Source organism: Gordonia sp. DT218 (assembly GCF_049847105.1).
GTDB lineage: Bacteria > Actinomycetota > Actinomycetes > Mycobacteriales > Mycobacteriaceae > Gordonia.
Genome location: NZ_JBNCNS010000002.1, coordinates 717492 through 730694 on the forward strand (window position 1 = coordinate 717492; position 13203 = coordinate 730694).

Here is a 13203-nt window from a genome sequence, read left to right on the forward strand (position 1 = left end):
GCGTGCCAGTCGTCGTCGTCACCGATTCATCGTCGCGGTTGCCGCACGCCGTCACCGATCACTACGGCATCCGGCAGGTACCGCTTCACCTCGAACTCGACGGCACCGACTACCTCGAGGGCGTCGACGACATCCCCGACGACATCATCTCCACGCCAGGCGTGACGACCTCCGGCGCCAATCCGCACGACCTCGGGATCGCCTACGAGGAAGCATTGGCCGCGAGCGACGGCGACGGTGTGGTGGCGGTCCACATGTCACGCAGGCTGTCGGGCACCTGGGGTGCCGGCCGGTTGGCGGCCGAGAAGTTTCCCGGACAGGTGCGGGTCGTCGACGCCAGGTCGGTGGGCCTCGCCGTCGGCTTCACCGCGATCGGTGCCGCCCAGGCCGCGGCCTCCGGCGCCGATCGGGACCGCGTGTACGAGTCGGCGATCCGGCAGGCCGCCACTGTCGACTCGATGATCTGCGTTCACCAGCTCGACAACCTCCGCCAGAGCGGCCGGATCAGTGCGGCCAGCAAGATGTTGGGCTCGGCGCTCTCGATCAAGCCGATCCTGCACATGGTCGACGGAATCCTCACGCTCAAGGAGCGCCACCGCACCTTCTCCAAGGCGCTCACCAAGATGGTCGATGCGGCCGTCGAGTCGGCCGACGGCAGGCCGGTGACTCTCGGCGTCCAGCACAGTGCGGCCCCCGAGTTGGCACGAGAACTGGCCGACCAACTGACCGAGCGGCTACGGGTCGTGACGTCGGAACTCATCGTCGACCTCGGGCCGATCCTCGGCTGCCATGTTGGCCCCGGGGCCATCGGGGTGGCGATCGCCACGGGCCTCGATCCCGTCGAGGTCTGAGAAGACCGACGCCGCAGGCCATTCACAGATCCGAATCCATCCACAGATCGGGTCGACCGGCCCGTTGGCGGCCGTCATCGGCGGTGTCGGTCCCTAGGCTCATCGGTCATGAGCACCTCTGCGCGACGACCCTCCTCCGGTGCGCCTGCGGTCGAGCACCGGGGCGCTCGCCGCTCCCGCTCCGCGCTGGACCGGCTGTCGCCGCCTCCCGTTGAGCAGCTCGCGCCACCGCATGCTCCTGACGTCGACGTCTCAGCCGTCTGGGATTCCGCTCCCGACCCTGCGGCCGACGTCGGCCCGGGCGCCCCCGCTCCCATCGACCAGCCGGTCGACACCGGTGCGGTGGACAGCCCGTGGGGGGTCGCGGCGGTGCCCACCTGGCTGGATCCCGTTCCGCCGGAAGAGCGCCCGCGATCCCGGATGATCGTCGGGGACAGTTTCGGCGAACCCGATCCGGACGAGCTGGACGAGGCGGGCCCGCGGCGGCGGTTTGCCGTCGCACCGCCCGCCGCGATCGCCCTGATCCTGGTCGGGATCGTCGCGTGTGCGGTGGCCGGGTTCACTTTGCTAGGGGGCGGGTCCGAGGACGCGACGACACCCGTTGCCTTTCCGACTGCGGCCGGGCCGACCGGTTCGGCGGCGGCGCCGGCCGCGTCGGTTGTGCCGCCGCCTGCCGCCGAGGACCTCGTGGTCAGCGTCGTCGGCCTCGTGCATCGTCCCGGCCTCGTCCGGCTGCGCGGGCAGGCGCGCGTCGCCGATGCCATCGACCGGGCCGGCGGTGCCCGCCAGGGTGCAGATCTCTTGTCTCTCAACCTGGCTCAGCGGCTGAACGATGGTGACCAGATCCTGGTCGGCTATGCCGGCAGCGGTGGACGGATGTCCATGCGCAGCGCCGTCGTCGGGCCGTCCGGTGCTGCCGGTGCAGCAGACCCGCCGTCCGCGGGGAGTGGCGGACCGGCAACCTCGGGCCCGACGGGCGGCACAACGGGCAAGGTGAATCTGAACACGGCGACGGAGGCACAGCTCGACGAGCTGCCCGGGGTGGGCCCGGTGACGGCCAAGGCCATCATCGGATGGCGTGACACCCACGGGCAGTTCGCCTCGGTCGAGCAACTCGGCGAGGTCGACGGCATCGGTCCGGCCCGTCTCGCGAAGCTGCGCGACCTGGTCACCGTGTGACGCGCCGGTCGATGGCGGGCGGGCTCATTCCCGCCGGCGACTACCGGTTGGTCGTACCCGCAGTGGTCGTGTGGCTGGTCAGTTTGATCGGGCTGTTCGGCAGGTCGGATTCCCTGTGGATGATCGTGATGGCCGGAGGCGCCGGATGCGTGAGCGCGGCGGCGTCGGTCCGACTCGGGTGGGCGAGCTGGGCGGCGGTGTCATTCGCGGTGGTGATCTGCGGTCTGGCGGCGGTGACGGCAGGGGCCCTCGCGATTCGTCTCGATGCGCGTGCGGCGCATCCGTTGTCGCACATCGACGGGAAGGCCCGGGTCACGGTCACGATCCGCGACGACCCGGTGACCCTCGATCCCGGAGCGCGGGTCCGGGTCCGCGTCGACGTGCACGCGGTCGCCGGTCGCGACTGTCGCCGTATCGGCGCCGAGCTGACCGGTGCGGCCGATGACTGGGCGGAAGTCATTCCAGGACAGCATGTTTCGGCTTTGGTGCGCATCAGCCCGCCTCGAGGTCACGACCTGATGGCAGCACGGCTGTCAGCGGTGTCCGAGCCGCGACTGGTCGGTCGCCCGCCACCGCACCAGCGTATGGCGGGCGAGATCCGGCAACGGCTGAGGGTGCTGTCGGCGCGCGCACTCGGCCCGGATGCCTCGGGTCTGTTGCCGGGGCTGGTCCTCGGGGACACGAGCATGCTCGGCGCGGAGGTGCGCGACGACTTTCGGGCGGCCGGATTGACCCACTTGCTTGCCGTGTCCGGCAGCAATTTCGCAATCGTCTGCGGGGCAGCCATAGTCGGAATCCGATCGCTGGGCGCGTCGCCGTGGGTCACGGCGGTGGTGGGGACGATCGTCCTGGTGGGTTTCGTGATCCTCGTCCGCCCGTCGCCGAGCGTGTTGCGGGCGGCGATGATGGGCATGGTCGGGCTGCTGGCACTGGTCGGGTCACGGCGGGCCCAGGCGATGCCTGCCCTCGGCGCGGCAACCGTGGTCGGGCTGCTGTGGTGGCCGGAATTGGCCGTCGCGCCGGGGTTTGCGTTGTCGGTACTGGCCACCGCAGGGTTGGTGCTCTGGTCCGGTGGGTTGCGAGATTGGTTGCGAGATCGGCGTGTTCCGCCGATGCTGGCCGAACTCGTGGCGATGGCGGTGGCCGCCCAGCTGGCCACCGCGCCGGTCATCGCGGTGCTCAGCGGGCGATTCAGCATCGTCGGGCTACTGGCCAACATCCTGGTCGTCCCGGTGGTCGGCCTTGTCGGCGTAGTCGGAACGGCGGCCGCCGTGGTCGGTGCCATCGGCGGGCCGGACGGGTTCGGCGCGGGCTGTGCCGAGTTGGTCATCCGAGGTCTGGGACCGGAGTTGTGGTGGATGTTGATGTGTGCCCGGGTGCTCGGGAGGTGGTCCTGGGCTGCCGTCCCGGTGCCGTCGGGCCTCGTCGGCGCGATTGTCGTGGCGAGCGGCCTCGCCCTGGTCGTCTTCGTGCTGCACCACCTGGCAAATCTGGCGACGCGTCGCCGTGAACTCGATGCGCGGGTGCCCGGTCGTGGCCGCGATGTCGGGCGGGTCTGGCACGATGGTCGCCGTGACGCAACGCCTGCACCTGCTGCTCGGGGACGACGACTTCTTGACGGGCCGGGTGATCACGGCGGTGGTCGCCGAACGGTCCGCGGCCACCGGTGGTGACATCCCGGTCACGCGGGTCCGGGCGGGCGACGTGACCGAGCACGAGCTCGCCGAACTGCTCAGCCCATCGTTGTTCGCGGAGGATCGCATCGTGGTGGTCGAGTCGGCCGCCGAGGCCGGCAAGGAGCCCGCGGCGCTCATCAGCGAGGCGGCCAAGGAGCTCCCCGAGGGCATCACCTTGATGGTCGCCCACACCGGTGGTGGCCGTGCCAAGTCGATGGTGCCGGCACTGAAGAAGGCGGGTGCGGTCGAGCACGACTGCGCCGGTCCCAAATGGCCATCCGAGCGCATCGATTTCGTCCGTGACGAGTTCCGGCGAGTCGGTGCGAAAGTCAGCAACGACGTCGTCGAGCAGGTCGTCGAGGGGGTCGGTTCCGAATTGCGGGAACTCGCGGCGGCCTGCAGCCAGCTGGTGGCCGACACCGGCGGCAAGGTCACCGTGGACGCGGTACGGCTCTACTACCAGGGCCGCCCGGAGATCACGGGTTTCGAGGTCGCCGACAAGGCGGTCACCGGCGATCGGGCGGGCGCACTGGAGTCGTTGGCGTGGGCCGAGCATCACGGGGTGCCTCGAGTGCTGCTGGCCGATGCCCTCGCGGAGGCGGTGCATGCGATCGCCCGCGTGCGGGCGATGGGGTCGATGGACCAGTACGCGGCCGCATCGGAATTGGGCATGCCGCCACGGCGGGTGAAGAAAGTGCAGGCGCAGGCCCGGGCCTGGGACTCCACCTCGATCGCGTCGGCGATCGTCGTGGTCGCCCAGCTCAACGGCGACGTCAAAGGACAGGCAGCGGACGCGGACTTCAGTCTCGAGCACGCGGTCGCGGCGGTCGCGGATCTACGTCCTGCTCGCGAACGCAGCCGACGGGACTGACAGGACGCAACTCACCCCGGTGACCGCGTGAATGTCACCGGGGTGAGCCGTGAAGAATTGGCTACAGCTGTTGGGGGCAGGTCAGAGCTTGTTGACTGCCAGCGCCATCGCCGACTTCTTGTTGGCGGCCTGGTTGGCGTGGATGACGCCCTTCGAAGCGGCCTTGTCGAGCCTCTTGCCTGCATCGGCGGCGAGCTCGGCGGCCTTGTTCTTGTCGCCGGCGTCGGCAGCCGCACGGAACTGACGGATCGCGGTCCGCAGCGACGAGCGCACAGCCTGGTTGCGCTGACGGCTCGCCTCGTTGGTGCGGATGCGCTTGACCTGCGACTTGATATTTGCCACGCGTGTATACCTCTTTGGTTCGGGTTGGTACTCGTTGTTCTGTTTCGGCGGCGAGCGTGTCGCGCCTGAGCAGTTCGGACCGGTCCGGATCGGGATGATCCTGCCGACACTGCGACAGCGGTCTACGTTACCAGTCGAGCTCCACAGCACCCAAATCGCGACTGCCGGCGCGGCCGGGCACCCCATCGCCAGACGATGCGCAAGGTTTTCCACCAACTAGGCTTCAACCCATCATGTCTGTTGTCTACGTACACATCGGCCTGCCCAAGACGGGAACCACGCATCTTCAGGACCGGCTCTGGCGCAACCGTGACCTGGCCATGCGGTCGTCCGGCCTCCTGTATCCGGGTGACGTCATCTCCGATCACTTTCACGCCGCGGTTCATCTGCAGCCTGAGCGCTACCTCGACTGGGTGGATCCGGCCTTCGCGCGCAAGTGGCCGACGTTGCTCGCGCAGATCAAGGCGTGGCCGCAGACCTCGCTGCTGTCTCACGAGCTCTACGCGACGGCGACGCCGGAGCATATCGCGAGACTGATGGACGATCTTTCTTTCGCCGACGAGGTGCACGTGATCGCCACGGTGCGTGACCTGGCGCGACAGCTGCCGTCAGTCTGGCAGGAGAATATCAAGAACCAGCGACAGGCGACCTTCGACGAGTTCCTGGCCTCGGTACACACCTCCGGTCCGGCCCTTCCAGGATTCGTCGCGCCGACCGACGGCGGCGTCGAGGAACCGTTCTGGGAGTTCCAGGACTACATCCGGATCCTCTCTGATTGGGCTCGCGCGGTCGGGCCGGAGCGGGTGCACGTGGTGACCGTGCCCGCGCAGCGCGACACGCCCGGCGACGGTCTGTGGGAACGATTTCTTCGGGTGCTCGAAGTGGACCCCGAAGCACTCACGATCCCGGTGCCGAGTCTCAACTCGTCGCTGTCGGCTGCCCAGGCCGACTTCCTGCGTCAGCTCAACCATCGCCTGCAGCCGTCTGAGGTGGCGTGGCAGCGATACGAGCGGGTCATCAAGGGGCAGGTGATCGGCGAGATCCTGTTTCGCGGTGCCCGGGGACTTCCGCGTGGTCTCACCGCTGATCAGCGGACCTGGGTTGCGCACACCGCCGACGAGATGATCGGCGAGGTGCGATCAGCCGGCTATCACGTCTCGGGTGAGCTCGGTGATCTGGCGGTGAGCTCAGAGGTTGCCGGCGACGAGCGGCCGCCGGCGGCCCAGGACGTCCTCGACGTCGCCCTCGACACGATGGCCGAGATGGTCAAGGTGGCGCCGCTGCCCGCGGTCGGCCCGAGATGGAAGACCCGCGCGATGAACATCGTGCGCCGGATTCGGCGGCGCGCACTGGGAGTTCGCCGCTCGCTGTGAGCCTGGCGTGTCGAACCGTCATGCCGAATCCGCGTTTTTGTAGCACCATGTCAAGTTATGAGTCCCGCGTCGACGTCCTCAGCGTCCACCAAGCGAGCCGCCACCAAGGCCGCCTCCCGCAAGTCGAACGCAACCGGAACGACCAAGGGTGCCAAGTCCGGCGGTACCCGTGGCGACGGTAAGGCGGCGCCCGCCGCCAAGGGGCGGGCGCGCGAGTCGGGTGCCACCGCCAAGCGCGCGAAGACTGTTGTGCGGGAACCGAAGGCGATCGACGACACGATCTTCACCGGATACTCGAAAGGCCCGTACGGCAAGGCTTTCGACGAGATGTTCGACGCCGACGGTGAGGTTCGGGCGCCTTACCGTGGCATCTACAAGGCGATGGCCGAGTATGACCGCGCCGATCTCGACGTCCGCGTGGACGCGCTCGGTCGCGCCTTTATCGACCAGGGCGTCACGTTCTCGCTGTCCGGCAAAGAACGGCCTTTCCCGCTCGACGTTGTGCCACGGGTCATTTCGGCGACGGAATGGACAAAGTTGGAGGCCGGGATCACCCAGCGGGTGCAAGCGCTCGAACTCTTCCTCGACGACATCTACGGCGAGCAGGAGATCCTTCGGGACGGCGTCCTTCCCAAACGCCTTGTCCACTCGTGCGAGCACTTTCACCGGCAGGCCGCAAACATCCGGCCACCCAACGGAGTTCGTATCCACGTTGCGGGCATCGACCTGATCCGGGATGAGAACGGTGACTTCCGGGTCCTCGAGGACAATCTTCGTTCGCCGTCCGGCGTCTCCTATGTGATGGAGAACCGACGAACCATGGCGCGCGTGTTCCCGGATCTGTTCTCGTCACATCGGGTCCGCGCGGTGGCCGACTACCCGAGTCACCTCCTGCGTGCGCTGCGTGCCTCGGCGGCCTTCAACGAGGCCGACCCCAACATCGTGGTGCTCACGCCGGGCGTCGCGAACTCTGCCTACTTCGAGCATTCGCTGTTGGCCCGCCTGATGGGTGTGGAACTCGTCGAGGGACGAGATCTGTTCTGCCGCGACAACATCGTCTATATGCGGACCACCGAGGGAGAGCAGCGGGTCGATGTCATCTACCGCCGTATCGACGACGACTTCCTCGATCCGATGCAGTTCCGGCCGGATTCGATGCTCGGGGTCGCCGGGCTGCTGAACGCCGCTCGGGCCGGCAACGTGGTGATCTCGAGCGCGGTCGGCAACGGCGTCGGCGACGACAAGCTCATCTACACCTACGTACCGGAGATCATCGAGTACTACCTCGGCGAGAAGCCGTCACTGATGAACGTCGACACGCTGCGGTGCTGGCTCGACGACGAACGCGAGGAAGTCCTCGACCGCATCGACGAACTGGTGATCAAGCCAGTCGAGGGCTCCGGCGGCTACGGCATCGTGTTCGGTCCGGACGCCACCAAGGCGGAACTCGACACCCTGGCGCGCAAGGTCCGCAACGATCCCCGCGGCTGGATCGCGCAGCCCGTGGTGCAGCTCTCGACCGTGCCCACCAAGATCGACGGTGACGTCCGGCCCCGCCATGTCGACCTGCGGCCGTTCGCGGTCAACGACGGTGAATCCGTCTGGGTGCTGCCGGGCGGGCTCACCCGCGTCGCCCTGCCGGAGGGCTCGCTGGTGGTCAACTCCAGCCAGGGTGGCGGCTCCAAGGACACCTGGGTGCTCGCGTCGTCCCGGTCGTCGGAGGAACGGGAACTCTCGGGGGCGAAGGTCGTCGACGCCAGCGGTGTGGCCGCCGCTCGGCCGGCCGAGAGTGCGCCGGACCCGCTGCACACCCAATCCCAGCAACAGCAGCAGGGACAAGAATCCGCGACGCGGCATCAGGGCATCGGCGCTACGCGGGGTGGGCTCGAATGATGCTGGCCCGCAACGCCGAATCGTTGTATTGGATCGGCCGGTACGTCGAACGCGCCGACGACATGGCCCGGATCCTCGACGTCGCGATCCACCAACTCCTCGAGGACGCGACGGTGGACGTGGACCGTCAGGCTCGCCTGGTCATCCAGGTGCTGGGTCTGGAAACACCCGACACCGACGACCCACTCGACGTGTGGACCCTCACCGAACGCGTCGCCTACGACAAGGATTCGGTCGGGTCGATCATCGATCTGATCCGCTCGGCACGCGAGAACGCCCGCGGTGCACGAGAAGTGACGTCCAGCGAGATGTGGGAGTGTCTCAACACCACCTACAACGGACTCGGGGATGCCGAACGACGTGCCCGGCGCCTCGGACCGCACGAGTTCCTGTCGTACGTGAAGAATCGGGCCGCGATGTTCGCGGGCCTCGCCGACGCGACCCTCAGTCACGACGACGGCTACCGCTACCTGCTCCTCGGGCGGTCGGTGGAACGGGTCGACATGACCATCCGAATGCTGCTGTCGCGTGCGGGGGACCGGGTCAGCTCGCCGGCGTGGGTGAGCGTCCTGGTGTCCGCGGGCGCCCACGACACGTTCCTGCGTACCTACCGTGGCGTCCTCAACGCAGAGAACATCGTCGAGTTCATGCTGGTCGATCGGCTCTTCCCGCGGTCGGTGTTCCATGCTCTGCGCGTGGCGGAGAGCAATCTGGTCGAGCTGGAGAAACGTCCGAGCCGGGTGGGTGCCCAGGTGGAGGCCCTCCTGTTGCTCGGGCGGGCGCGTAGCTCCCTCGAGTTCCTCGAGCCGGGCAAGCTGCTCGACGACCTGCAAGATCGTCTGATCGACCTCCAAGACACCTGTCGTGAGGTGAACGAGGCGGTCACCGCACAGTATTTCCACGTGTCGCCCTACGTGTCGTGGGCGGACGCCCGGGTCAGCGATGCCGAAGATCATGTCATCGAGGAGAGTGAGCTGTGAGCTGGCGTCTGCGCGTCGTCCATTCCACCGGATTCGCCTACAAGAGCCCGGTCACGTCGTCCTACAACGAGGCGCGCCTCACCCCGCGCAGTGACAACCGGCAGAACGTCATCGTGAACCGGGTGGAGACGGTGCCCGCCACCCGGTCCTATCGGTACACCGATTACTGGGGTAGCGCGGTGACCGCCTTCGATCTGCACGCTCCGCACGAGGAGCTCGAGGTGTCGGGTATGTCGGTGGTGGAAACCGAAGCGGGAGAACGTCCCTCCGAGAAGGTCACCTGGGACGAGATACGCGGTGGTTACGTCGCGGATCGCTACGACGAGATGCTCTCGTACACCACATACGTCTGCAAGAACCGTCAACTATATTCTGCGGCAAACCGATTGGCGAAGGGTCTCGATCCCGAAGACGCCGTAGAGGCGGTGTGTCGGTATGTGCACGAGGAGATGGAGTACGTCCCAGGTACCACCGGTGTGCACACCACTGCCGTCGATGCCTGGAACGAGCGTAAGGGCGTGTGTCAGGACTACGCGCACCTGACCTTGTTGATGCTGCGCAGTCTGGGGATTCCAGCCCGCTACGTGTCGGGATATCTGCACCCGAAGCCGAACGCGACGATCGACACGACCGTCGAGGGACAGAGCCATGCGTGGATCGAGGCGTGGACCGGCGGCTGGTGGGGATACGACCCGACCAACAACACCGGTATCAGCGAACAACATGTCTCGGTCGGCGTCGGCCGTGACTACTCCGACGTGTCGCCGCTGAAAGGCATCTACACCGGCGGCGGGGCAACAGATCTCGACGTCGTCGTGGAGATCACGCGACTGGCGTGAACACCGGCGGTGACCGGAGGAGGGCGCCCTTAGTGACACCCCGCCGGCGCTGTTCCTCAGGGACCGCGATGGGCGGTGTGCTGTCTTGAGGAGCGAGCGACACGTGGTCTCACCGCCAGCCGAAATCGGTGCGCAGCCGTGCGGCGACGATCTCGAAACGATCCTGGTCGAGGATCGCCCCCTCGCGGCGGATGCCGTGCTCGGCGACCATCAGAACGCGGTCGAGGCGGACGAAGCTCTCGCGGTGCCAGGAATCCCACACCCCCGTCCCGACCGAGATCCAGTCCGAGTCCTCGCGGTGCCAGTCCTTGCTGGAGAGCATGAGGCCGAGCAGGTGGGAACGGTCGGCGTCGTCGATGTCGCGTCCGACGACCAGTACCGGGCGGTCCTTGCCCTTGTCCGCGTCGTCTTCGAAGGGGACCCAGGTCCAGACGATCTCACCCGGATCGGCCGCACCGTCGAGGTCGGGCGAGTAGAGGATCTGCCGGGCCAACTCGTGTGTCGGATGCCCGGGCGGCGGACTCTGCGCCCCGCCGGCCTCGCTGTCGGCGGTCATGTCGGCTCCGGGGCGAAAAAGATTTCGGTGACCGCTTCGGCCGTCAGTGCGGCGGTCGGCTTCCGGTCGGGGTTCAGGTTGTGTCCGACCTTGTCGATCTCGACGACCCGCACGGGTGCCGGGATCAGTGCGACGGCCGCGGTGAGTTCGTCGGGGGTCGCGAACGGATCCGTGCTCCCGTGGACGATCACGGTGGGCACGGTGATCGAGGGGAGATGCTCGGTTCGGAGCCGCTCGGGCTTGCCCGGTGGGTGCAGTGGGTACGAGCTGAGCAACAGGCCGTCGGCGAGGTCGGGATTCTCGGCGACGGCCATCGATGCCTGTCGGCCGCCATACGAGTGACCGCCGACGATCAGGGGGCCGGCGGACTCCTCGCGAAAGGCGGCGCAGGCTGCCACGATGCCGTCACGGTCGGCGGCAGCCGTGGACGGACTCGGCGGTCCCTTGGGTCTCCGCTGCCGATACGGGAGGTCGATGCGGGCGACGACGAGCCCGTGGGTGCAGAGTTCGGCGGCGATCGCCCGCAGGATCACCGCGTGACGATTGCCGCCGGCGCCGTGCGCGAGAACTGCCACGCCGCGGCTCGGACCGGCTGGACGAGACACCTCGGCGACCACGCCGTCGGTGTCATGGGACGTCGTCTCAGGGGTGCTCGAGGCCATGTCCCTCACGGTAGCGGCGAGCGTCCACGTCGACAGCACGGTCAGGCATGAGAAACTGGTGTACAGATGCGGCCGCACCGACCGCGACCCATGCCACGCACGTTCCGAGGAGCAGTTCGATTCCCAACTTCGCCGACACCACCTTCACCGACCCTGCGCGGATCCGGAACTTCTGCATCATCGCCCACATCGACCACGGAAAATCCACCCTGGCCGACCGGATGCTGCAGCTCACCGGCGTGGTCGAGGAACGAGCGATGCGCGCGCAATACCTCGACCGGATGGACATCGAGCGTGAGCGGGGCATCACCATCAAGGCGCAGAACGTGCGTCTGCCGTGGAGTGTCACCGATGCCGACGGCTCGTCCACCGACTACGTGCTGCACCTGATCGACACTCCTGGCCACGTCGACTTCACCTACGAGGTGTCACGCGCTCTGGAGGCCTGCGAAGGGGCGGTCCTGCTGGTCGACGCCGCCCAGGGCATCGAGGCGCAGACCCTCGCGAACCTCTACCTCGCGATGGAGAACGACCTCACCATCATCCCGGTGCTGAACAAGATCGATCTCCCCGCCGCCGATCCCGATCGCTATGCCGCCGAGATCGCCCACATCATCGGCTGTGAGGCCGATGACGTCCTGCGTGTCTCGGGCAAGACCGGCGAGGGTGTCGGTGCCCTCCTCGACAAGGTGATCGACGAGATCCCGGCGCCGACCGGTGACGCCGACGCACCGGCACGCGCGATGATCTTCGACTCGGTCTATGACACCTATCGCGGCGTGGTCACCTACGTGCGAGTCGTCGATGGTCGCGTCGTCCCACGCGAGAAGGTCCTGATGATGTCGACCGGCGCGACACACGAACTGCTCGAGGTCGGCATCGTGTCCCCGGAGCCGAAACCGTCGAAGGGCCTCGGCGTCGGTGAGGTCGGCTACCTGATCACCGGCGTGAAGGACGTGCGCCAGTCGAAGGTCGGCGACACGGTCACCACCGCGCGCAACGGTGCCCAGCAGGCCCTGACCGGATACCGCGAGCCGCGGCCGATGGTCTACTCGGGGCTCTACCCGGTGGATGGATCGGACTATCCGGTGTTGCGTGAGGCCCTCGAGAAGTTGCAGCTCAACGATGCCGCGCTCACGTTCGAGCCGGAGACGTCGGTGGCGCTCGGCTTCGGCTTCCGCTGCGGATTCCTCGGCCTGCTGCACATGGAGATCACCCGCGAACGACTCGAGCGGGAGTTCGACCTCGATCTGATCTCCACGGCACCGAATGTCGTGTACCGCGTGATCATGGAGGACGGTGCGGAGATCACTGTCACCAACCCGTCGGACTGGCCTGCGGGCAAGGCCAAGCACATCTACGAGCCCATCGTGAAGATGACGATCATCGCGCCGAGCGAGTTCGTGGGCACCATCATGGAACTGTGCCAAACGCGGCGTGGTGAACTCGGCGGGATGGACTACCTGTCGGAGAGCCGCGTCGAGTTGCGCTACACCTTGCCGATGGCGGAGATCATCTTCGACTTCTTCGATGCTCTCAAGTCGCGGACCCGCGGGTACGCGAGCCTCGACTACGAGGAGTCGGGGGAGCAGGAGGCCGACCTGGTGAAGGTCGACATCCTGCTGCAGGGCGAGGCGGTCGACGCCTTCAGCGCCATCGTGCACCGCGACGGCGCCTACACCTACGGCAACAAGATGGCGACCAAGCTGAAGGAACTCATCCCCCGCCAGCAGTACGAGGTGCCGATCCAGGCCGCGATCGGGTCGAAGATCATTGCGCGCGAGAACATCCGGGCGATCCGCAAGGACGTGCTCGCCAAGTGCTACGGCGGTGACATCAGCCGTAAGCGCAAACTGCTCGAGAAGCAGAAGGAAGGCAAGAAGCGGATGAAGACGATCGGCCGTGTCGATGTCCCGCAGGAGGCCTTCGTCGCAGCCCTGTCCACTGATGCCGGCGGAGACAAACCGAAGGGGAAATAGTC

Annotated in this window: 12 protein-coding genes; 9 read left to right on the forward strand and 3 right to left on the reverse strand. The window is 67.3% G+C overall.

Features of this window, described 5'->3' with window-relative positions:
- Positions 1-2 precede the first annotated feature (2 nt).
- The 4 genes from ACPXCG_RS10185 to holA all read left to right on the forward strand — a co-directional run bounded on the left by ACPXCG_RS10185 (position 3) and on the right by holA (position 4577).
- The gene (locus ACPXCG_RS10185) at positions 3-851 is read left to right on the forward strand and encodes a DegV family protein (protein ID WP_425791630.1); all 849 of its coding nucleotides are present in this window, start codon (positions 3-5) and stop codon (positions 849-851) included.
- A gap of 108 nt (positions 852-959) precedes the next feature.
- The gene (locus ACPXCG_RS10190) at positions 960-2030 is read left to right on the forward strand and encodes a helix-hairpin-helix domain-containing protein (protein ID WP_425791632.1); all 1071 of its coding nucleotides are present in this window, start codon (positions 960-962) and stop codon (positions 2028-2030) included.
- Entirely contained in the window at positions 2027-3703 is a 1677-nt protein-coding gene (locus tag ACPXCG_RS10195) for a ComEC/Rec2 family competence protein (RefSeq protein WP_425791634.1), read from the forward strand. Before ACPXCG_RS10190 ends, ACPXCG_RS10195 begins: the two co-directional genes overlap by 4 nt.
- Positions 3594-4577, forward strand: coding sequence for a DNA polymerase III subunit delta (gene holA / locus ACPXCG_RS10200; RefSeq protein ID WP_425791635.1), 984 nt, complete (start codon positions 3594-3596; stop codon positions 4575-4577). The genes ACPXCG_RS10195 and holA overlap by 110 nt, the downstream gene beginning before the upstream one ends.
- 81 nt (positions 4578-4658) lie before the next feature.
- On the opposite strand, the gene rpsT is transcribed toward holA, so the two are convergent.
- A complete protein-coding gene (rpsT, locus tag ACPXCG_RS10205; RefSeq protein WP_425791637.1) occupies positions 4659-4919 on the reverse strand; it encodes a 30S ribosomal protein S20 in 261 nt (86 codons plus the stop codon).
- 233 nt (positions 4920-5152) lie between these two features.
- Between rpsT and ACPXCG_RS10210 the strand changes: the two genes are divergently transcribed.
- Genes ACPXCG_RS10210 through ACPXCG_RS10225 form a run of 4 tightly spaced genes read left to right on the forward strand, consistent with a single transcriptional unit; the run spans position 5153 to position 10004 of the window.
- Positions 5153-6292: a sulfotransferase family protein gene (locus ACPXCG_RS10210; RefSeq protein WP_425791639.1), complete on the forward strand. Its 1140-nt coding sequence runs from the start codon at positions 5153-5155 to the stop codon at positions 6290-6292.
- A 57-nt stretch (positions 6293-6349) separates the two neighbouring features.
- Positions 6350-8185 (forward strand): circularly permuted type 2 ATP-grasp protein, encoded by a 1836-nt coding sequence (locus tag ACPXCG_RS10215; protein ID WP_425791641.1) that lies wholly within the window; start codon positions 6350-6352, stop codon positions 8183-8185.
- Positions 8182-9165 (forward strand): alpha-E domain-containing protein, encoded by a 984-nt coding sequence (locus tag ACPXCG_RS10220; RefSeq protein WP_267629410.1) that lies wholly within the window; start codon positions 8182-8184, stop codon positions 9163-9165. The genes ACPXCG_RS10215 and ACPXCG_RS10220 overlap by 4 nt, the downstream gene beginning before the upstream one ends.
- Positions 9162-10004: a transglutaminase family protein gene (locus ACPXCG_RS10225; protein WP_425791643.1), complete on the forward strand. Its 843-nt coding sequence runs from the start codon at positions 9162-9164 to the stop codon at positions 10002-10004. Before ACPXCG_RS10220 ends, ACPXCG_RS10225 begins: the two co-directional genes overlap by 4 nt.
- A gap of 109 nt (positions 10005-10113) precedes the next feature.
- On the opposite strand, the gene ACPXCG_RS10230 is transcribed toward ACPXCG_RS10225, so the two are convergent.
- Together ACPXCG_RS10230 and ACPXCG_RS10235 are read right to left on the reverse strand one after the other, a co-directional pair.
- On the reverse strand, positions 10114-10560 hold the full coding sequence (locus ACPXCG_RS10230) for a type II toxin-antitoxin system PemK/MazF family toxin (RefSeq protein ID WP_425791645.1): 447 nt from the start codon (positions 10558-10560) through the stop codon (positions 10114-10116).
- A complete protein-coding gene (locus ACPXCG_RS10235; protein WP_425791647.1) occupies positions 10557-11222 on the reverse strand; it encodes an alpha/beta fold hydrolase in 666 nt (221 codons plus the stop codon). Before ACPXCG_RS10235 ends, ACPXCG_RS10230 begins: the two co-directional genes overlap by 4 nt.
- A gap of 47 nt (positions 11223-11269) precedes the next feature.
- On the opposite strand from ACPXCG_RS10235, the gene lepA reads away from it, so the two are divergent.
- Positions 11270-13201: a translation elongation factor 4 gene (lepA, locus tag ACPXCG_RS10240; RefSeq protein WP_425791649.1), complete on the forward strand. Its 1932-nt coding sequence runs from the start codon at positions 11270-11272 to the stop codon at positions 13199-13201.
- Positions 13202-13203 lie beyond the last annotated feature (2 nt).

Bases quoted from the DNA above. Each gene is read 5' to 3' on its own strand.
- ACPXCG_RS10190 (WP_425791632.1), top strand. From the start codon at position 960: ATGAGCACCTCTGCGCGACGACCCTCCTCCGGTGCGCCTGCGGTCGAG.
- holA (WP_425791635.1), top strand. From the start codon at position 3,594: ATGGTCGCCGTGACGCAACGCCTGCACCTGCTGCTCGGGGACGACGAC.
- ACPXCG_RS10210 (WP_425791639.1), top strand. From the start codon at position 5,153: ATGTCTGTTGTCTACGTACACATCGGCCTGCCCAAGACGGGAACCACG.
- ACPXCG_RS10215 (WP_425791641.1), top strand. From the start codon at position 6,350: ATGAGTCCCGCGTCGACGTCCTCAGCGTCCACCAAGCGAGCCGCCACC.
- ACPXCG_RS10220 (WP_267629410.1), top strand. From the start codon at position 8,182: ATGATGCTGGCCCGCAACGCCGAATCGTTGTATTGGATCGGCCGGTAC.
- ACPXCG_RS10230 (WP_425791645.1), bottom strand. From the start codon at position 10,560: ATGACCGCCGACAGCGAGGCCGGCGGGGCGCAGAGTCCGCCGCCCGGG.
- ACPXCG_RS10235 (WP_425791647.1), bottom strand. From the start codon at position 11,222: ATGGCCTCGAGCACCCCTGAGACGACGTCCCATGACACCGACGGCGTG.
- lepA (WP_425791649.1), top strand. From the start codon at position 11,270: ATGAGAAACTGGTGTACAGATGCGGCCGCACCGACCGCGACCCATGCC.